This window comes from Marinobacter sp. KMM 10035 (genome assembly GCF_046537445.1).
GTDB lineage: Bacteria > Pseudomonadota > Gammaproteobacteria > Pseudomonadales > Oleiphilaceae > Marinobacter > Marinobacter sediminicola.
Window position 1 is genome coordinate 67,838 of sequence record NZ_JBBVMG010000001.1, and the last position, 17,226, is coordinate 85,063.

The 17,226-nt window shown below is 53.7% G+C and carries 17 protein-coding genes; 8 read left to right on the forward strand and 9 right to left on the reverse strand.

Annotated elements, in window-relative coordinates; genetic code table 11:
* Positions 1 to 4: 4 nt before the first annotated feature.
* Together AADB16_RS00300 and AADB16_RS00305 are read right to left on the reverse strand one after the other, a co-directional pair.
* Positions 5 to 619 carry a TetR/AcrR family transcriptional regulator gene (locus AADB16_RS00300; protein ID WP_309045027.1) on the reverse strand — a complete coding sequence of 205 codons (615 nt, stop codon included), beginning with the start codon at positions 617 to 619 and terminating at the stop codon, positions 5 to 7.
* Positions 620 to 873: 254 nt separating this feature from the next.
* Positions 874 to 2,094: an oxygenase MpaB family protein gene (locus AADB16_RS00305; RefSeq protein WP_410800610.1), complete on the reverse strand. Its 1,221-nt coding sequence runs from the start codon at positions 2,092 to 2,094 to the stop codon at positions 874 to 876.
* A gap of 151 nt (positions 2,095 to 2,245) precedes the next feature.
* On the opposite strand from AADB16_RS00305, the gene AADB16_RS00310 reads away from it, so the two are divergent.
* The gene (locus AADB16_RS00310; RefSeq protein ID WP_410800612.1) at positions 2,246 to 2,830 is read left to right on the forward strand and encodes a TetR/AcrR family transcriptional regulator; all 585 of its coding nucleotides are present in this window, start codon (positions 2,246 to 2,248) and stop codon (positions 2,828 to 2,830) included.
* A 33-nt stretch (positions 2,831 to 2,863) separates the two neighbouring features.
* Here AADB16_RS00310 and AADB16_RS00315 read toward each other — a convergent pair whose 3' ends face one another.
* On the reverse strand, positions 2,864 to 3,730 hold the full coding sequence (locus AADB16_RS00315) for a YicC/YloC family endoribonuclease (RefSeq protein ID WP_410800614.1): 867 nt from the start codon (positions 3,728 to 3,730) through the stop codon (positions 2,864 to 2,866).
* A 168-nt stretch (positions 3,731 to 3,898) separates the two neighbouring features.
* Between AADB16_RS00315 and rph the strand changes: the two genes are divergently transcribed.
* Positions 3,899 to 4,615, forward strand: a complete 717-nt coding sequence (gene rph / locus AADB16_RS00320; RefSeq protein ID WP_410800616.1) for a ribonuclease PH — start codon at positions 3,899 to 3,901, stop codon at positions 4,613 to 4,615.
* A 260-nt stretch (positions 4,616 to 4,875) separates the two neighbouring features.
* Here the strand turns inward: rph and AADB16_RS00325 are convergent, their stop codons facing one another.
* A complete protein-coding gene (locus tag AADB16_RS00325; RefSeq protein WP_309045023.1) occupies positions 4,876 to 5,682 on the reverse strand; it encodes an exodeoxyribonuclease III in 807 nt (268 codons plus the stop codon).
* Positions 5,683 to 5,763: 81 nt separating this feature from the next.
* On the opposite strand from AADB16_RS00325, the gene pyrE reads away from it, so the two are divergent.
* Complete coding sequence (pyrE, locus tag AADB16_RS00330; RefSeq protein WP_309045022.1) at positions 5,764 to 6,402, forward strand: orotate phosphoribosyltransferase; 639 nt, start codon at positions 5,764 to 5,766, stop codon at positions 6,400 to 6,402.
* Between the two features lie 3 nt (positions 6,403 to 6,405).
* Positions 6,406 to 7,059, forward strand: coding sequence for a DUF4124 domain-containing protein (locus AADB16_RS00335; RefSeq protein WP_410800618.1), 654 nt, complete (start codon positions 6,406 to 6,408; stop codon positions 7,057 to 7,059).
* A gap of 134 nt (positions 7,060 to 7,193) precedes the next feature.
* Here the strand turns inward: AADB16_RS00335 and AADB16_RS00340 are convergent, their stop codons facing one another.
* The gene (locus AADB16_RS00340) at positions 7,194 to 7,574 is read right to left on the reverse strand and encodes a hypothetical protein (protein ID WP_298452858.1); all 381 of its coding nucleotides are present in this window, start codon (positions 7,572 to 7,574) and stop codon (positions 7,194 to 7,196) included.
* A 362-nt stretch (positions 7,575 to 7,936) separates the two neighbouring features.
* Here AADB16_RS00340 and AADB16_RS00345 point away from each other — a divergent pair, with 362 nt between their 5' ends.
* Entirely contained in the window at positions 7,937 to 8,452 is a 516-nt protein-coding gene (locus AADB16_RS00345) for a fibronectin type III domain-containing protein (RefSeq protein WP_309045019.1), read from the forward strand.
* 13 nt (positions 8,453 to 8,465) lie between these two features.
* Here the strand turns inward: AADB16_RS00345 and AADB16_RS00350 are convergent, their stop codons facing one another.
* Positions 8,466 to 8,804, reverse strand: coding sequence for a DUF2782 domain-containing protein (locus AADB16_RS00350; protein WP_298452865.1), 339 nt, complete (start codon positions 8,802 to 8,804; stop codon positions 8,466 to 8,468).
* Positions 8,805 to 8,891: 87 nt separating this feature from the next.
* On the opposite strand from AADB16_RS00350, the gene polA reads away from it, so the two are divergent.
* Positions 8,892 to 11,639: a DNA polymerase I gene (gene polA / locus AADB16_RS00355; RefSeq protein WP_410800620.1), complete on the forward strand. Its 2,748-nt coding sequence runs from the start codon at positions 8,892 to 8,894 to the stop codon at positions 11,637 to 11,639.
* A 73-nt stretch (positions 11,640 to 11,712) separates the two neighbouring features.
* On the opposite strand, the gene AADB16_RS00360 is transcribed toward polA, so the two are convergent.
* The 3 genes from AADB16_RS00360 to AADB16_RS00370 all read right to left on the reverse strand — a co-directional run bounded on the left by AADB16_RS00360 (position 11,713) and on the right by AADB16_RS00370 (position 15,487).
* Positions 11,713 to 13,134: an OmpP1/FadL family transporter gene (locus tag AADB16_RS00360; protein ID WP_309045017.1), complete on the reverse strand. Its 1,422-nt coding sequence runs from the start codon at positions 13,132 to 13,134 to the stop codon at positions 11,713 to 11,715.
* Positions 13,135 to 13,255: 121 nt separating this feature from the next.
* Positions 13,256 to 14,377, reverse strand: a complete 1,122-nt coding sequence (locus AADB16_RS00365; RefSeq protein WP_298452874.1) for a PilT/PilU family type 4a pilus ATPase — start codon at positions 14,375 to 14,377, stop codon at positions 13,256 to 13,258.
* 75 nt (positions 14,378 to 14,452) lie between these two features.
* Positions 14,453 to 15,487 carry a type IV pilus twitching motility protein PilT gene (locus AADB16_RS00370; protein WP_200203444.1) on the reverse strand — a complete coding sequence of 345 codons (1,035 nt, stop codon included), beginning with the start codon at positions 15,485 to 15,487 and terminating at the stop codon, positions 14,453 to 14,455.
* Positions 15,488 to 15,626: 139 nt separating this feature from the next.
* On the opposite strand from AADB16_RS00370, the gene AADB16_RS00375 reads away from it, so the two are divergent.
* Together AADB16_RS00375 and proC are read left to right on the forward strand one after the other, a co-directional pair.
* Entirely contained in the window at positions 15,627 to 16,331 is a 705-nt protein-coding gene (locus AADB16_RS00375) for a YggS family pyridoxal phosphate-dependent enzyme (protein WP_309045016.1), read from the forward strand.
* Between the two features lie 61 nt (positions 16,332 to 16,392).
* A complete protein-coding gene (gene proC / locus AADB16_RS00380; RefSeq protein ID WP_410800623.1) occupies positions 16,393 to 17,226 on the forward strand; it encodes a pyrroline-5-carboxylate reductase in 834 nt (277 codons plus the stop codon).

Genomic DNA, 17,226 nt, shown 5'->3' on the forward strand with positions numbered 1-17,226 from the left:
GCTTTCAGACGGCCTCTGAGGAGGCCGTCAAAATCTCAAGCGCTTCACGGGCATCATTTTTGGCGTCCTGCTGAGGTACGCCGCACGCAGCCAGCACCATCAAGCTTAACGCCTCGGTCGACTCCCTCCAGCTTTTCTGCCCCTCAACAACGAGAGTCATGAACCCGTACGTGGACCCTGCAAGTAGCTGCAGGTAGTACACAGCCTGGTCTTTCGCCAGCGGCAACTCCCCCTCTTCTACAGCACGGCGCAAAACCTCATAAGGCAGATTGCTCCAGATATCCCTAAGCCGCCCAATATAAGGTGCAAATCGGATAAGAAAACGCCCATGCTCTGGCAACTCATGCGCATATCTCAGGAAAAGCCCAAGGAGCACACTCAAAGCGACTCTAGGGTTACCAACTGTACTGATTAACTCTCGGGCTTCACCCTCGAATCGGCTACAGACTTGCTCCGTCACCATGGGGAAGAGGTTCGTTACATCATCAAAATTATTATAGATGGTGCCACGGGCGATTTTCGCCGTTCGCGACAGGTCACTTACCGATATGCTCTGCTCACCTGTATCGGCAAAATGTCGAAGGGCAGTATCCAGAATATGTCGCTGTACACCGGTCATTGAACATCAGCCATGCGAGTGAATTGCGCCCCCTGATCAGAACTGTCGGAGACCTGATCGGCAACCGGGATAGTGATTTACGAAGGGATAATTTGAGGCCTTATTATCCGGCATTCGACCGGGTAACTGCAAGTTTCCTCGACGGCTGGTGGCCGCCCCATCAGCTGATGGGGCGGCACTGTCGGAGCGCTTACGCTATGCTCTAATGGTTGGCCATGCCGAAAATACCCAAAGCATTTATCAGTCGATATTCGTTACCCGAATTGCACACCGCTCGTAATCTCAGGATGGTCTTCTCCGAACAGCGTCTGCAATTGATTTCGTTGTGCTTTTCGACCCTGGCGCATCAATCGATTGCGCCCACCTGGCAATATTCTATGGCCAGTCGTCCAGGCTGCGTTCAGTGGCGCAAACACGGCGGGATACCACGGCAATGTCAGCTTCGGAAGGCCAAGCGCTTCCATTCCTTTCCCACCTACAAACAACCGCGTCATGCTCAGATGAACCTGACGCTCCCAACGCCCCCGGATTTTGCCAAAGTTGGGGTAACGTCTGCCGAGGGGTTCGTCCATCAAGGCGCGACCAAGCTTGCGGCTGTTTTCGTCGGCCGTGGCTTGGCTAATTACGTTTTGGTACAGCGCAATTCTGCCTTCCTGCTCGGATTCACACAGCAGCGATTCATCAACGCCCATAAGCCAGCCGATATAGCGCCACAGATGCATAATGTCTTCTGAGTCCTGACGACTGATGAGAGTTCCCATTAGCTTTTGCCCAAACAGGAAGGATACAGAAAACGCCAGATAGGTCGCTTGCATATCAAGCTGATTGACCGGAAGCCCCCACTCGGAAGCATCCCAGTCGGGACTATCAAGAAGTTGTTGCCGAACCATTGCATGAATCAAGCGAACTCGAAGCGTTGTTTTAAAGCCTTCGGCATCACGATTCAGGCCGCCAGGGGTAATACAGTCGAGCCACCATTTTGTGGTCTCTGCTACCCGTCGCGTAGCTCCCCGCTCCAGCGCGCCAGTCATTATCAGTGTCTGATTGATGCCTCTTGCCTGGTATCCGGCCATAAGCCCAAGATCACGCAAAACACGCATGCCAGTTTGCCCTGAAATGGCGCTAGCGCGCGCGCCCCGTTCGAGCCGCTCCCAGTCCACCCAAGCGGGGGGCTGCTTGATAGCATCGAAGAAGGCTCGCAGGGGTGGTGCCATATCCTTCTGGTCGAAATTTCCGGAATCCAGTATTTTCTTGAACTGACTAAATGCCTTGCCACCACCTTCACCACGAACCCATTTTGCCAAGTCGTCTGCAACAGGATCACCTACCATCAGGGCTTCTCCCATGCGCTGCCATTGCTGCTCATCGGGAACTGCCGCTTTGCGGTCACGAATCAGCCATAGCAGCGGCTTGGCAATTCGTTCAGCTTCGGCTCTGTCCGTGCCGTGCCGTGATGGCACTTTTTGACGATCCATAAATCAGCTTCCCCTGATATCAATTGTTTTTGGTACGATCTAGTACCAGACTACCAGCGCCCGATGCATTTTGGTACTATTGAGTACCAAAATTAATTGCACCTCGCCTAATAGGCCCGACTGGCGAGGCTCTCGAGCTGGACATTACAAAATGAAGGTTGAGAACAGTTACCGTGTTCGGCTGCTTGACGGCCTTGCGCAAGCGCTTGAAAGCAAACGCTATCGTGCGATTACCTTGGCGGATATCGCCGCAGCTGCACGGGTGTCGCGACGTACGTTCTATGAGCATTTCCAGAGCAAAGACGATTGCCTGCTAGCGCTTGCCGATTACACAAGCAAAGGCATGATGGTGGCCGTTCTTGACGCCACTTCACCCACCAAAACCTGGCCGGAGTTGGTTCGCGATATAACTCAGGCTTACCTGTCCTTTATCGAGTCCAAACCCCACTTGATGCGGGCGCTGTATATCGATCTCGCGGCGCTGGGCGAGTCAGGGGTGGAAATGCGGCGTAAGGTAGCAGAGCAGTTCGCCGTTTTTCTGCAGAAACAAGTTGAGCAGCAGCGTGCCCAAGACAACACGCTGCAGTCGCTGAGCCTGCTAATGAGCATGGCGTTGGTGGCGGGAATAAATGAGCTCATTCTCTATGAACTCACTGAGAAGGATAATGGCTCACTGATGGCGCTTGCATCCACTGCTGAGGAATTAATTCATCGGGTAGCAGCAGGGCAAAAATAAAGGGGCAGCTGCACAACGCCGCCCCTTCCATCATCATTCTATATTCTGCACCTGCTCACGTACCTGCTCTATCAACACCTTCAAATCCACTGCTGCGCGTGTCACGCCGGCATCAATACTCTTGCTGCTTAGAGTATTGGCTTCCCGGTTCAGCTCCTGCATCAGAAAATCGAGCCGTCGACCGATGGCTTCCTCACGCTTGAGGGTGTCTGTCACTTCGCTGATGTGCGCATCCAATCGGTCCAATTCTTCTGCCACATCACTCTTCTGCGCCAGCATGACCATTTCCTGGGCAACGCGCTCCGGATCCAGCTCCACTTTCGCCTTCTGAAAGCGTTCACGGAGATGCTCTTCCTGCGCCTTTAGCAGCCCCGGCATGCCTTCACGGATGGTCATAACCAAGGCTCTCATTTGTGTCAGGCGGTCTTCAAATAAAGGGCGCAAGCGCTCCCCCTCTCGCTCTCGAACAACAGCAAGGTCCTCAACCGTGTCCTTAAAGAGCTTCAGCGCAGCTTCCTTAACCGAGCTGTAGTCCTGCTCGGGCACCGACAAAACGCCAGGCCAGCGCAGAATATCCAGAGCATTGATGTGGGCGGGGTTGTCCAATATACGGTTAACATGGTTTGCAGCCTCGTTGACCGCCTTCGCTATGTCTTCATTGATCTCAAACCCCGGCACGCCAGCCTCAGCCGACTGCAGGCGAATCGACACATCCACCTTGCCTCGCTTTAACTGCTTTCGCAGCTCTTCCCGAAATGGGTTTTCAAGCTCGCGCAGGGCTTCGGGCAACCGGAACGACGGTTCAAGATACCGGTGATTAACGGTACGAATCTCACAGGTCAGCGTTCCCTGGCCATCCTGAACATCCTTCCGGGCAAATGCTGTCATACTTCTGATCATGTTAGCTCCGGCTTGGTCAGTAATCGTGATCATTCAATACAGAACCCGAGTCTATCAGCCAGCAGCCACCCCGGCACCCAGATCCAACGTGATATACTTTCCGGCTACCAAATTCGAATCCGCCCGGGGCAAAATCCCGGACACTTACCTCAGAAATCAGGAAACACTATGCGTCCAAGCGGCAGAACCCCCGAACAGCCCAGAGAAATTCGCCTGACCCGGAATTACACCCGCCACGCCGAGGGTTCCGTACTGGTTGAATTCGGGGACACCAAGGTCATCTGTACTGCTTCTGTAGAAAACAAAGTACCGCCCTTCCTGCGCGGAGAAGGCAAAGGCTGGATCACAGCCGAATACGGCATGCTGCCCCGCTCAACTGGCAGCCGCATGGGCCGTGAAGCAGCCCGTGGCAAACAAGGCGGCCGCACCGTCGAAATCCAGCGCCTCATTGGCCGCTCCCTGCGCGCAGCCGTCGACATGAAAGCCCTGGGTGAGCACACCATCACCATCGACTGCGATGTTATCCAGGCCGACGGCGGCACCCGCACAGCAGCCATAACCGGCGGTTGCGTGGCATTGGTTGATGCCTTGAACCACCTGGTTGAAACCAAGCGACTGAAGAAGTCACCGCTGAAGCAAATGATTGCCGCTGTATCCGTTGGTATTTACAAAGGAGAACCGGTGGTTGATCTGGACTACCCGGAAGACTCCGAAGCCGATACAGACCTGAACGTGATCATGACCGACCAGGGCGGCTTCATCGAGATTCAGGGAACTGCAGAAGCCGCGCCGTTTGTTCAGGAAGAGCTGAACAGCATGCTGGCACTGGCCAAGCTGGGTATTGATAAGTTGTTTGTACTGCAGAAAGAAGCGCTGGAAGGCTAAGGAAGGCAACTCTCAAGTCTGGACGGCTAAGTTGATAGAGGCTTATTGCAATCTAGCGGGTTCGGAGGGGGGACCTTACCGGGAACGTCTCCGGCCAAGGACGGCCGGAGTCGAGCGCACAGGGGTGAGGCAAGCGTTTATGAAGCGCAGCTTCATGCGTAGCCGAACGACAGCAATCTGTGATTGCTGGCCGGACCCCGCAGGGGTGCTTGTAGCGTTTCCCGGAAAGGTCTCCCCCTCCGGACACGCGACCGCCTATCTCATATGCCAATCTCGATATCGTAATCCATAATAACCGGAGCGTGATCCGAAAAACGGGTCGTGCTGTCAATCCAGCCATCCTGAATGGTCTTGCGAATACCCGGCGTCATCAACTGATAATCCACCCGAATCCCCGCATTCTTCCGCGAACCCTCAGTCTGCTCCGGCCACCAGGTAAACTGATTGCTCTGCTTGTTGATATCACGGAACGCATCCACGCACCCCATCTCATCAAACAAACGATCCAACCAGGCCCGCTCGTGGGGCAGGAACCCTGAAAAATCTACCCGGTGGTAAAGTGGGCTGGCATCCGTCACATGATGTGCCGTCTGCAGGTTTGCACCGAAAATAAACTGCCGACGCTTACGCAGGGTTTTTTGCATATGCAGGCCAAACGCATCCATAAAATCATCTTTATGGTCGAGTACCGTCAGATCGTCCTCGCTAATCAGCTCCTCCTCACGTCCCAGCGCGCAAGGTGCCAGAACAGAGGCAACTGAAACCTTATCAAAATCTGCCTGAATAAAGCGCCCTTCGCGATCCGCCTGCTCGTTAGCGAAGCCATACATAATGGCCTTGGGGAAGTGCCGCGTGTAAATGCCCACGCCACCGTCCTCGTTGTTTTCGCCATCGATGAAGTAAGCTTCATACCCTTCAGGAATGAGGTTAAAATCCTCAACCTCATAGGCGCGCATACGGTGATCCTGAACACACACAACGTCTGCGTCCTGCTCGGCCAGCCAGTCAAAAAAACCTTTTTCAACAGCCTGGGCAAGACCGTTGACGCTGATTGATACTACCCGCATACGTGTTCCCTGATTCGGTTTGTGTGTATGATACCGTTTTTACGCGCTATTAAAAGATTCACACCCGCCAGAAGCCCTGCCATGCACGACTATCAGCAAAATTTTATTGAATTCGCCATTCGTCGTAACGTACTTCGTTTTGGTGACTTTACTCTCAAATCCGGCCGCACCAGCCCATATTTTTTTAATGCTGGGCTGTTCAACACCGGCGACGACCTACTAAACCTCAGCCAAGCTTATGCGGCCGCTATTGCCCGCAGCGGCGTTGATTATGACATCATATTCGGGCCTGCCTATAAGGGCATTCCGTTGGCCACTGTAACCGCCATGGCACTGGCCCAAGAGGGCAACAGCAAGCCCTTTGCCTTCAACCGTAAAGAAAAGAAAGATCACGGCGAAGGCGGTAATATTGTTGGCGCCCAGTTGCAGGGCAAAGTGCTAATCGTCGATGATGTCATTACCGCCGGCACAGCCATACGCGAATCCATCGACCTTATTCGCGCCTCAGGTGCCGAGCCTGCCGGCGTATTGATCGCCCTGGACAGGCAGGAGCGAGGCAACGGCGAGCTTTCCGCAATACAGGAAGTAGAAAGCGAATTTGGTATTCCGGTGGTCAGTATCATCCGCCTGGAACAGGTTTTAGACTATCTTGAGACTAACCCTGAGTTTTCTGGCCACGCTGCAAAGGTTGCCAACTACCGAGAACGCTATGGAGTCTGATTGATGCACGAACGCCGCACCGTTTTCTCAATTACTGCTTCTGCTCTTCTGTTGTCGCTGGTTATTCCAGTCAAAGCAGAGGCTAGCATGTACCGTTTCACGGACGAAGACGGCCAACTTGTCATCAGCAACACCATCCCGCAACCAGCCACACAGCGCGGCTACGACATCCTCAACTCGAACGGGCGCGTAATCGAAACCATTCCACCCGCGCCAACAGAAGATGAAATCACCGCGCGCGAAGCAGAAAAGCAGCGCCAGAAAGAGCTGTCGATTCAGCGTGAAAAAGACGCGCTGCTGTTAAAACGATTCAGCCATCCGGATCAAGCCATCAAGGCCATGCACCGCAAGCTGGATGAGCTGCGAGGGCTGATTCAGCTTAAGCGAGGCAACATTTCTGTCATTTCCAGCCAGCTGGACAGCGAACAGAGCCGCGCAGCGGATATGGAGCGCACCGGGCAGAAGATACCGGACACCACACTCGAAAAAATCCGACGTCTTGAGTCACAGATCCGCGATATTGAACGGGAAATCTCTTGGCAAACTCAAGAAATAGACTCACTTAAACAGTCGTACGAACAAGACATCGAACGCCTTGAACGAGTCACCGGCGAAACCCGCACCCTGACACTGGACCCCGACAACTCTGACAACTGAGTTGCCTCAGAAGCACCGACGACCGGCCACCACATAGCAGCACCTAATAAAAAGGGGCGCCAAAACCAAGTTTGGCGCCCCTTTTTTACATGCCAGCACTCAACTGCGTGCTGGCCTTACTGCATCACCTTAAATTAAGCAGAAGCAGCAGTTTTCTTCTTTGCAGTCGTCTTAGCGGCCGGCTTCTTGGTCTCTACCGACTTCTTGACGTCCTGAGCGGTTTCGGCGACAACATCTGCGCCTTCAGCAGCTTCTTTCTCAAGCTTGGCTACGAGGTCGCCAGCAAAGTTACCGAAACGGCTGTTCAACGTGCGCAGCTGACCGAACAGGCTGTCGCTGTATCCGTTGTAACGCTTGCGCAGGGTCTTAACGCTGTACTCACGCGCTTCAGTTTCGAGTTTTTCTGCGAAATCGAATGGCTTGGCCGAAAGCTTCTTCTGCTGCTCTTCAGCGGCATTGATGCCTTTCGCTACGATTTCCTGAAGCTGTTCCTGGTAAGTTTTGAGTTTGCTCATGTCACTTCTCCTTGGTTAACCGAAGTTGTTTAGACCTTCCCCTCACTGCTGACCGCGGTTTGGGCTGCTTGATCAGCGAGAAGAAAAGCCCCTTTCTCTGATTCTGTGTCCAAGGTTACGGTGAAAAATTAGAATGTTCATACTAAAACCAGAATGAGCACTGCGTCTGCATATAGGTTTTTTTACGGATTATTCACTTGTCAGGCACCTCTCGATCCGCATAATGCTTAGCTGTTTTCTGTAGCCCGTCTCCCCGTTTTATTCCGGCGCCGCGAACTCATAAAAAATAGAGGCTGCAATACCAGCCCCAACGTGCGAGCGATACAGCTGCGGCTGTATCGATAGTCTATTTAGAGAACCTCATGAAACGTGCCATGCCTTATCGAGTCTTCTCGCGGCGGAGCGGGTTTAGCCTGCTCGTTTGCCTGCAATTTATTGCTATTACCTCGGCATTGTTGCTCCTGACCGGCTGCCAGGAAGATGACAGAGCAACTCGCACAACGGTTGCCCGGGCATCTGAGCTCGCAAACAGCAGGTTCGACATGGCAACAGGTGGTTTACTCGAAACGCTTGGACAAAAACCGCCAGCCAACAAGCCCACAGATGAAGCAAAGCCCCCGAAAGCATTGAGCTGGAGCGCTCCACAAACTCGAGAGGATGGTTCCGCACTGACGCCAGGGCAAATTGCAGGGTTCCGGATTTACTACCGCTTACGGCACGAGGACAGCTTCCATGTAATCCCTGTCGACAACCCGGAGCGCACAACTCAGCCACTTACCGACCTGTCGCCTGGCGCTTACGAATTTGAGATTACAACCGTGGATGCAGAAGGATTGGAAAGCCGGCGCTCAGCACCGGTATTGGTTGACTTGATCTGAACGCAACACAGGCTTACCAGCGAAACAGAATCCAGCTCGGCACCAGCATGTCGGAATCGGTTTCCCGTATCCAACCGCCGCCATCCGCGGGCACCAGATAGTATTCGAGCCCCACTTCCGGTACCACCTTGATCTCCATAAGCTGACCATTCACCCGGTACTCATAGAACACCTCATCATCACCTGGCCGGATAACAATCTGTGGGCCTGCGTTTGATGACTGGTAATCAGAAACCACCACCGGCTCTCTGGGTGTTTCCACCAAGGTTTCATCCAAAGCACCGCTGTCTTGTGCTATTGCAGAACCAAAGCCCAAAACCAACAAAAAGGCAGAGCAGGCGATTCGCTTCATTTTCGTGATACCCTTTTAAACATCCTATTAAGTACAGAGTTGCACAAGCCAACCCACGCTTCAATCAGAATCCGGACCCGTTTTGACATGACAGAGCAAAAGACCCCACCTGTGGTGCTTGTGGACGGTTCGTCCTATTTATTCCGTGCATATCATGCACTTCCGCCACTAACGACCAGCAAGAACCACCCTACTGGCGCCATTAAAGGCGTTATTGCAATGATCCGGCGCCTTGACCAGGATTTTCCCGGATCAAAAGTCGTTGTGGTATTCGACGCCAAAGGCAAAACGTTCCGCCACGACCTCTATGAAGAGTATAAGGCCAACCGGCCACCCATGCCGGAAGACCTGGCCATACAGATTGAGCCCATTCACCAAATGGTGCGAGCCATGGGCCTGCCACTGCTGATTGTGGAGGGAGTGGAGGCCGACGACGTTATCGGCACCCTGGCCAACGAAGCCACCAGCAAGGGCATTGATGTAGTAGTTTCAACCGGCGACAAGGACATGGCGCAGTTGGTGAGCGACCATGTAACCCTGATCAACACCATGACCGAAGTCCACATGGATTGGGACGGAGTTGTGGAAAAGTTTGGCGTTCGCCCAGACCAGATAATTGACTACCTGGCGCTGGTTGGCGACAAAGTGGATAACATTCCGGGCGTTAATAAGTGTGGCCCGAAAACAGCGGTAAAATGGCTTGCCGCATACGACACGTTAGACGGGGTGATGGAGCACGCCGACGAGATTAAAGGCAAGATTGGCGAGTACTTGCGTGATGCCCTCGACACCCTGCCGTTAAGCCGCGAACTGGCCACCATTAAAATGGATGTGGAACTGGCATTCGGCCTTGAAGACTTGGAAGAGCGGCAGCAAAACGACGCAGAGTTGTTGGAGCTATTCAGGGAATACGAACTTCGGGGTTGGACGAACGAGCTGGAAAGCAAAGCTCCGGAAGCCGCCGCCGGCGCTTCCAAACAGCCAGCCGAAACACCCGATGAACACCCTGCTCCGGCACCAAAGGAGAAACGTTACAGCGTAGTTACCAGCCAGAAGGAATTGGACGACTGGGTCGCAAGGCTGAAAAAATCCGAGCTGTTCGCTTTTGATACTGAGACAACAAGCCTGAAATACATGAGTGCGGAAGTGGTGGGCGTGTCTTTTGCCATTGAAGCAGGCGAAGCGGCCTATGTGCCTTTTGGACATGACTATATGGGCGCACCTGAGCAACTTGATCGAAATGAGGTTCTGGCCCAGCTCAAGCCGCTACTGGAAGACCCGGCCCTGAAAAAAGTCGGCCAGAACCTGAAGTACGATAAAAACGTACTGGCCAACCACGACATCTGCCTGGAAGGCATTGCCGAAGACACCATGGTGGAGTCTTACGTGCTGAATTCCGTGTCGTCTCGCCACGATATGGACACCTTGGCCCGGAACTACCTGGGCGAGGAGACGATCACATTTGAATCCATTGCCGGCAAAGGCGCCAAGCAGCTGACATTTAATCAGCTGGATCTTGAGAAGGCTGGTCCCTATGCCGCAGAAGACGCGGACATTACCTTGCGTCTGCACCAGGTGCTGCGCCCCCAACTGGCGAAGGTCGGCAAGCTCCAATCAGTCTATGAAGACATAGACTTACCCCTGGTGCCGGTGCTGTCGCGCATGGAACAACGCGGCACATTAATCCGCGCAAGCACCCTGCGACAGCATAGCCAGGAACTGGCGGAACGGATGGCAGAACTGGAATCAGAAGCCCACGACGTTGCCGGCGAAAACTTCAATCTCGCATCACCCAAGCAACTGCAGGCTATTTTCTACGAGAAAATGGGGCTACCGGTGATTAAGAAAACGCCCAAAGGTGCCCCCTCCACAGCGGAACCCGTGTTGCAGGAACTGGCCCATGAGCACGAGCTGCCGAGACTGATTCTGGAGCACCGCAGCCTTAGCAAGCTCAAGTCCACCTATACGGACACCTTGCCGGAGTTAATCCATCATCGCACCGGGCGCGTGCACACCTCGTATCATCAAGCGGTAACAGCCACCGGAAGGCTGTCTTCGTCTGAACCCAACCTGCAAAACATTCCTATTCGGACAGCCCAGGGGCGGCGCATTCGCCAGGCGTTTATAGCCGAGAAGGGCTACAAGCTTCTGGCGGCGGACTACTCGCAGATTGAACTACGCATTATGGCGCATCTTTCCGGCGATAAAGGCATGCTGACAGCCTTTGAGAATGGCGAAGATATCCACAAAGCAACTGCCGCAGAAGTCTTTGGCGTGGCACTGGCCGATGTGAACAGCGACCAGCGTCGCAGTGCCAAGGCCATCAATTTTGGCCTGATATACGGCATGTCTGCCTTCGGCCTGGGTCGGCAACTGGACGTGAGCCGCAAAGTAGCGCAGGAATACATAGACCGCTACTTTGAACGCTACCCCGGCGTACTCACCTACATGGACAATATCCGCAAGCAGGCCCATGACGACGGTTTTGTTGAAACCCTGTTTGGCCGACGCCTGTATCTGCCCGAGATCAATGCCCGAAACAAGCAGCTGCAACAGGCCGCTGAGCGCACAGCAATTAACGCGCCCATGCAAGGCACAGCGGCGGACATCATTAAACTGGCGATGATAGAGGTGGAGCGCTGGCTGCTCGCAGAGCATCCCGATACCGCTCGCATGACCATGCAAGTCCACGACGAATTGATTCTTGAGGTGAAGGAAGAAGCCGTAGATGAGATTCGTGAAGGGTTGATCAAACGCATGTCCGGCGCAGCGAAGCTTGCCGTGCCTCTGCTGGTAGAAGCTGGCGTGGGTGATAACTGGGATCAGGCGCACTGAATGAAAACGCCCGGTGAGAATACTCTACCGGGCGTTTTTTATTTCTGGTTCAGCTAAGCTTTAACCCATAAATTTAGAAAGCTTTGCTAACCTGCAGGGAAGCACTCCAGGCGCTCAGCTCGTATTCGCCTTTATAGTTGGACGCACCCGCAGATGGATCCTTCTGATCTGGCGCAGCATGAAGGTAGGAGTATTCATCAACCTTCGGGTCGTCAGTAAACAGCAAGGTACCGACGGCCGCATCAACGGTCCAACCGTTATCAACGCTCTTCCACTGGCCACCCAGTGTCAGCCAGTGCCGGTCGCTCGAAGGGATACGGGCTGTCAGATAGTTGTCTACAGGCGATTCATCCCAAGCATAACCAGCCTTCAACGCCCACTCTGGAGTTACCTGCCAGATTGAACCGACGTTAAACTGCCAAGTGTTTTTCCACTTTTCGGTGATGTGGGTAATGACTTCGTTTCCTGTCAACCCGGAAACCTCGCCCGTCCCGCCTTCGCGGCTGATGATATCCAGCTCCTCAAAACGGCTCCATCTGGAATAGCTAGCTCCAGCGAGAAGCGTGACGGTATCATTCAACTGATGCCGTGCGCCAAGAGTGATGCTCTCGGGAATGGCCAAGGGTACTCGCACGTCCTCGGTAAGAGTTACCGGCATCAAACCAGTTGGTGGCTGCCCACCTGGAGCAGGGAAATTGCTAATTTCAACATCCCCTTCCAGGTTAAATTCGGTGCCTGTTTGCGCAGCCAAACCAAACTGAGTGCGGTCAGACAGCTCGTACAAAAAGCCAACGCGGAAAGTTACGCCAATGTCGTCACCGTTTATATCCGCGTAGGGGGCGCCGAATTCAGCCTCATATGCGTCTGCTAAAGGGCCCGCCGCTGCAGCGCCAACTTGCTGTGCAAGCGCTCCACGGATATCCTGATACTTCGACAAACGTCCTTCGGCGTACATTACGTTCAAGCCAAGACCCATGGACAGGCCTTTACCGTTATTCACAGATATCGCTGGCGAAAACGAAATTACGGTCAGTTCGGTTTTATCTGCAAAATAGCGCCCAACAAAATCATCCTCGTAATCTGCAGCCAGACCATAAGGCGCATGAAAACCAAAGCCCACATCGATCGATTCGTTGATTTCATGGGTCAGGTAGAAGTTAGGCAGAAAGGCCGGGTCTGCAATATCACCGCCGGTACCACCATTTACTGGCCCACCCAGTGTATTCGTAGCGCTGGCACTCTTAGCCTCAGCGTTAATATCAAGAACTGCCGCACCAAAAGAGATGTTCGTCCCTTTCAGCTGACTCATGCCCGCCGGGTTGAACAAAACTGTCGTTGCGTTCTCAGGGTTGGCAACAGCACCGGCGTTAGCAACGCCCATGGCACTTGCACTTTGCTCGTTCAGGGAAAAACCGCCAGCGAAAACGCTGGCTGGAGCAGCCACTGCGGCCAGCGTGGCTAGCCGAATAGCGCGATTCAGACGTGTAGATTGCATAACAACGTTAACTCCATTGTGTAATTTGGGCGGAGTATACGCATCTGTGCTTACTGGCCTCAAATGCCAAAACTAATAGTTCGAATTACTAACAGTTCCCGGCCAGGCCGGGTATACCTGCTTAGTCGTTCTGTATGGTCAGTTTATCCACAGATGACGACAGCTTATCTGCCCCTTGTGCATCAGCACCCAGCTTGATCATCAGGCGCAGATCGTTTGCCGAATCGGCATGCGCCAAAGCATCTTCATAGGTAATTGAACCTTCGGCGTAAAGTTCGTACAGCGCCTGGTCAAAAGTCCGCATACCGGTTTCGTTGGACTTGGACATCAGCTCTTTTAGCTTGTGAACTTCGCCCTTTCGAATCAGATCGGCGACCAGTGGCGTATTGATCAGAACCTCAATGACCGCCTTGCGGCCTTTACCGTCCGGTGTGGGAATCAACTGCTGAGCGACAATAGCCTTCAAGTTAAGAGACAAGTCCATCCAGATCTGATTGTGCTGCTCTGGCGGGAAAAACTGGATAATCCGGTCGAGCGCCTGGTTGGCATTGTTTGCGTGGAGTGTCGCAAGGCATAGGTGGCCGGTTTCAGCAAACTGAACCGAGTACTCCATAGTCTGGCGGGTACGCACCTCGCCGATGAGAATAACATCGGGTGCCTGGCGCAATGTATTTTTCAGCGCGACCTCAAAGCTCTCGGTATCAATACCAACTTCCCGCTGGGTCACAATACAACCCTGATGTTGGTGCACGAATTCAATGGGGTCTTCAATGGAAATAATATGTCCACGGCTGTTGCGGTTACGGTGCCCCAGCATGGCAGCCAGAGAGGTTGATTTACCCGTACCTGTGGCACCCACGAACATGATCAGCCCACGCTTGGTCATAGCGAGCTCTTTGACGATTTCCGGCAGCCCAAGCTCATCGACCTGAGGGATCTTCACCTCAATCCGTCGCAGTACCATGCCGCACAGGTTGCGCTGAAAAAAAGCGCTCACCCGGAAGCGGCCAATACCCCGGGCGCTGATGGCAAAGTTGCACTCGTGGGATTCCTCAAATTCGGCGCGCTGCTTCTCAGTCATTGCACCGTAAACCAAATCCCTGGTCTGCTCCGGCGTTAGTGCATTCTTGGTGACAGGCAACACTTTACCGTGCACTTTCATGCTGGGCGGTACACCGGCAGTGATAAAGAGGTCTGAGCCTCCTTTTTCTACCATCAGGCGAAGCAGCTTTTCGAATTCCATTTTATTTACCTATGTTCTTTCTTTTTTCTTTGGGACTACCTTGCCAGCACTCTCTTTGCCTCGATGACTCGAGGGTCAGAAATTGTCCGGCATTTTCGCCTTAAGCCGCGCAGCTTCGCGGGAAATCAGACCCTTCTGCAACAAGCGCTCCAGACACTGATCCAGCGTCTGCATGCCCAGCGAACCGCCGGTTTGAATGGATGAATACATCTGGGCAATTTTATCTTCGCGAATCAGGTTCCGAATCGCAGAGGTACCAATCATGATCTCATGAGCTGCGATACGGCCGCCGCCCATTTTCTTCATGAGCGTTTGGGAAATAACAGCTTGCAGCGATTCGGAAAGCATGGATCGCACCATGGATTTTTCCTGCGCGGGGAATACGTCTACAACTCGGTCGATGGTTTTTGCTGCTGAGGTGGTGTGCAGAGTTCCGAATACCAGGTGTCCTGTTTCTGCCGCAGTGAGCGCCAAACGGATGGTTTCCAGATCTCGAAGCTCACCAACCAGAATAATGTCAGGGTCTTCCCGCAATGCGGAACGCAGGGCTTCGTTAAAGCCGAGAGTATCCCGGTGCACTTCCCGCTGGTTGACCAGGCATTTCTTGGAGTCGTGCACAAATTCGATCGGGTCTTCTACCGTGAGAATGTGCTCGTAGCGCGTATCGTTTATATAGTCCACCATCGCTGCAAGCGTGGTCGATTTACCCGAACCTGTCGGCCCGGTAACCAAAACCAGCCCACGGGGAACTGAGGCAATATCCTTGAACACCTGGCCCATGCCAAGGTCTTCCATGGTCAGAACTTTCGAGGGGATGGTACGGAAAACAGCACCTGCGCCCCGGTTCTGATTAAAGGCGTTAACACGGAAGCGTGCGACACCGGGTACTTCGAAGGAAAAGTCCGTTTCCAGAAACTCCTCGTAGTCCTTGCGCTGCTTGTCGTTCATGATGTCGTAGATAAGCCCATGAACTTCTTTGTGTTCCAGGGGCGGAAGATTGATACGGCGCACATCACCGTCAACACGAATCATCGGTGGCAGGCCGGCGGAAAGATGCAAGTCAGACGCACCCTGTTTCGCCGAGAAGGCAAGCAGTTCAGTAATATCCATACAAGTCCTCGGAGGGCTTATTCTTTTATCCAGATAGCGCCTGTCTGGCATGACCCTACTGCGATCACTTGGCATTTCAGTGACCTGCGAGTAACGTGTCGCCATATAATGGGCAGACCAAACGCGACTATTTCATACTATGAGCAGCATAGCAGACAACCTCGGGAGCGTAACCCGACGCATACAAAAAGCAACATTGCAGGCAGGCCGCGATGCCGGTTCTGTGAGCCTGTTGGCGGTCAGTAAGACCCGCTCGGCAGAGGAACTCAGAGAAGCGGCTGCGGCTGGCCAATTGGCCTTCGGGGAAAACTACCTTCAGGAAGCGCTCGACAAAATATCAGAGCTCAGCGATCTGGCCGACATTGAATGGCATTTCATTGGCCCCATTCAATCCAACAAAACTCGGCAAATCGCCTCGGCTTTCTCCTGGGTTCACAGTGTTGATCGCCTGAAAGTGGCGCGGCGCCTGAGCGAACAAAGAGAAACTGACCTGCCCCCATTGAATATTTGCCTTCAGGTCAACATTAACAACGAACAGAGTAAATCCGGGTGCCGGCCAGATGAACTACCGGAACTGGCTTCAGAGATAGGGCAGTTGCCGGGGCTCACGCTCAGGGGCCTTATGGCCATACCCGACCCAGACCAAGACGAGCCCGATCTGAGGGAAAGCTTCCGACGGCTTGCGACTATCATAAAAGAGCTGAAACGAGACTTTCCGGAAGCCGGGCCACTGGACACTCTATCCATAGGCATGTCCGGTGATCTCGAAATGGCAATCGCAGAAGGCTCCACCTGTGTTCGCGTTGGCACAGCCGTTTTTGGCGAGCGCCCTCAGAAGAGCTGAGCGGGCCCTTACCTGTTATTATCGGAACCGGAATACACATGAACAATCGCTGGAGCAGACCTTGAGCAAATCACCAACCATTTCGTTTATCGGTGCAGGCAACATGGCCAGCGCCATCATTGGCGGCATGCTGGATAGCGGTTTCAAAGCCAGCAGCATTTGGGCCAGCGCGCCAGACGACGAGCATCTGCAGTCTATTCGCAAGCGTTTTGGAATTAGTGTGACAACCGACAACCGGTACTGCGCACAGCAAGCAGACATAGTGGTGCTCGCGGTTAAACCCCAGGCCATGGCCGACGTATGTCGCGACATAGCTCCCATTGCCCAGAACACTCGCCCTCTGATGGTCTCTATCGCCGCTGGCCTGGGCGCCGAAACTCTTGATGAGTGGCTCGGTGGTGGTTTGCCTATTGTGAGAGTCATGCCAAACACCCCTTCGCTTGTGGGCAAGGGCGCGGCCGGTCTATTCGCCAGCGAAAGTGTTACGAATGCCCAGAAAAAAGCTGTGCAGTCGGTTTTCGAAGGCATCGGCATTGCGGTGTGGGTTGACGATGAAGCCTTACTCCATGGCGTAACCGCCCTGTCGGGTAGCGGTCCTGCCTATTTCTTCCTGATGCTGGAGGCCCTTGAGGCCGCGGCAACCGACGCTGGCGTAGATCCGGCAACTGCCCGCCAACTTGCCATTCAGACCATGGCGGGCGCTGCGGAAATGGCCGCAAAGAGCGAGCAGGATCCGGCGCAGCTAAAGAAAAACGTGATGTCTCCGGGCGGCACAACTGAACAAGCCGTGCATACCTTCGAAGAAGGCGGCATGCGTGAGCTGGTTAAAAAGGCGTACAACGCCGCGTACACGCGCTCGGAAGAAATGGCCAAAGATTTGGCAGGTAAAGAGTAA

Excerpts from the sequence above, each read along its gene's own strand:
- AADB16_RS00300 (WP_309045027.1), bottom strand. The coding sequence starts at position 619 with ATGACCGGTGTACAGCGACATATTCTGGATACTGCCCTTCGACATTTT.
- AADB16_RS00305 (WP_410800610.1), bottom strand. The coding sequence starts at position 2,094 with ATGGATCGTCAAAAAGTGCCATCACGGCACGGCACGGACAGAGCCGAA.
- AADB16_RS00310 (WP_410800612.1), top strand. The coding sequence starts at position 2,246 with ATGAAGGTTGAGAACAGTTACCGTGTTCGGCTGCTTGACGGCCTTGCG.
- AADB16_RS00315 (WP_410800614.1), bottom strand. The coding sequence starts at position 3,730 with ATGATCAGAAGTATGACAGCATTTGCCCGGAAGGATGTTCAGGATGGC.
- rph (WP_410800616.1), top strand. The coding sequence starts at position 3,899 with ATGCGTCCAAGCGGCAGAACCCCCGAACAGCCCAGAGAAATTCGCCTG.
- AADB16_RS00325 (WP_309045023.1), bottom strand. The coding sequence starts at position 5,682 with ATGCGGGTAGTATCAATCAGCGTCAACGGTCTTGCCCAGGCTGTTGAA.
- pyrE (WP_309045022.1), top strand. The coding sequence starts at position 5,764 with ATGCACGACTATCAGCAAAATTTTATTGAATTCGCCATTCGTCGTAAC.
- AADB16_RS00335 (WP_410800618.1), top strand. The coding sequence starts at position 6,406 with ATGCACGAACGCCGCACCGTTTTCTCAATTACTGCTTCTGCTCTTCTG.
- AADB16_RS00340 (WP_298452858.1), bottom strand. The coding sequence starts at position 7,574 with ATGAGCAAACTCAAAACTTACCAGGAACAGCTTCAGGAAATCGTAGCG.
- AADB16_RS00345 (WP_309045019.1), top strand. The coding sequence starts at position 7,937 with ATGAAACGTGCCATGCCTTATCGAGTCTTCTCGCGGCGGAGCGGGTTT.
- AADB16_RS00350 (WP_298452865.1), bottom strand. The coding sequence starts at position 8,804 with ATGAAGCGAATCGCCTGCTCTGCCTTTTTGTTGGTTTTGGGCTTTGGT.
- polA (WP_410800620.1), top strand. The coding sequence starts at position 8,892 with ATGACAGAGCAAAAGACCCCACCTGTGGTGCTTGTGGACGGTTCGTCC.
- AADB16_RS00360 (WP_309045017.1), bottom strand. The coding sequence starts at position 13,134 with ATGCAATCTACACGTCTGAATCGCGCTATTCGGCTAGCCACGCTGGCC.
- AADB16_RS00365 (WP_298452874.1), bottom strand. The coding sequence starts at position 14,377 with ATGGAATTCGAAAAGCTGCTTCGCCTGATGGTAGAAAAAGGAGGCTCA.
- AADB16_RS00370 (WP_200203444.1), bottom strand. The coding sequence starts at position 15,487 with ATGGATATTACTGAACTGCTTGCCTTCTCGGCGAAACAGGGTGCGTCT.
- AADB16_RS00375 (WP_309045016.1), top strand. The coding sequence starts at position 15,627 with ATGAGCAGCATAGCAGACAACCTCGGGAGCGTAACCCGACGCATACAA.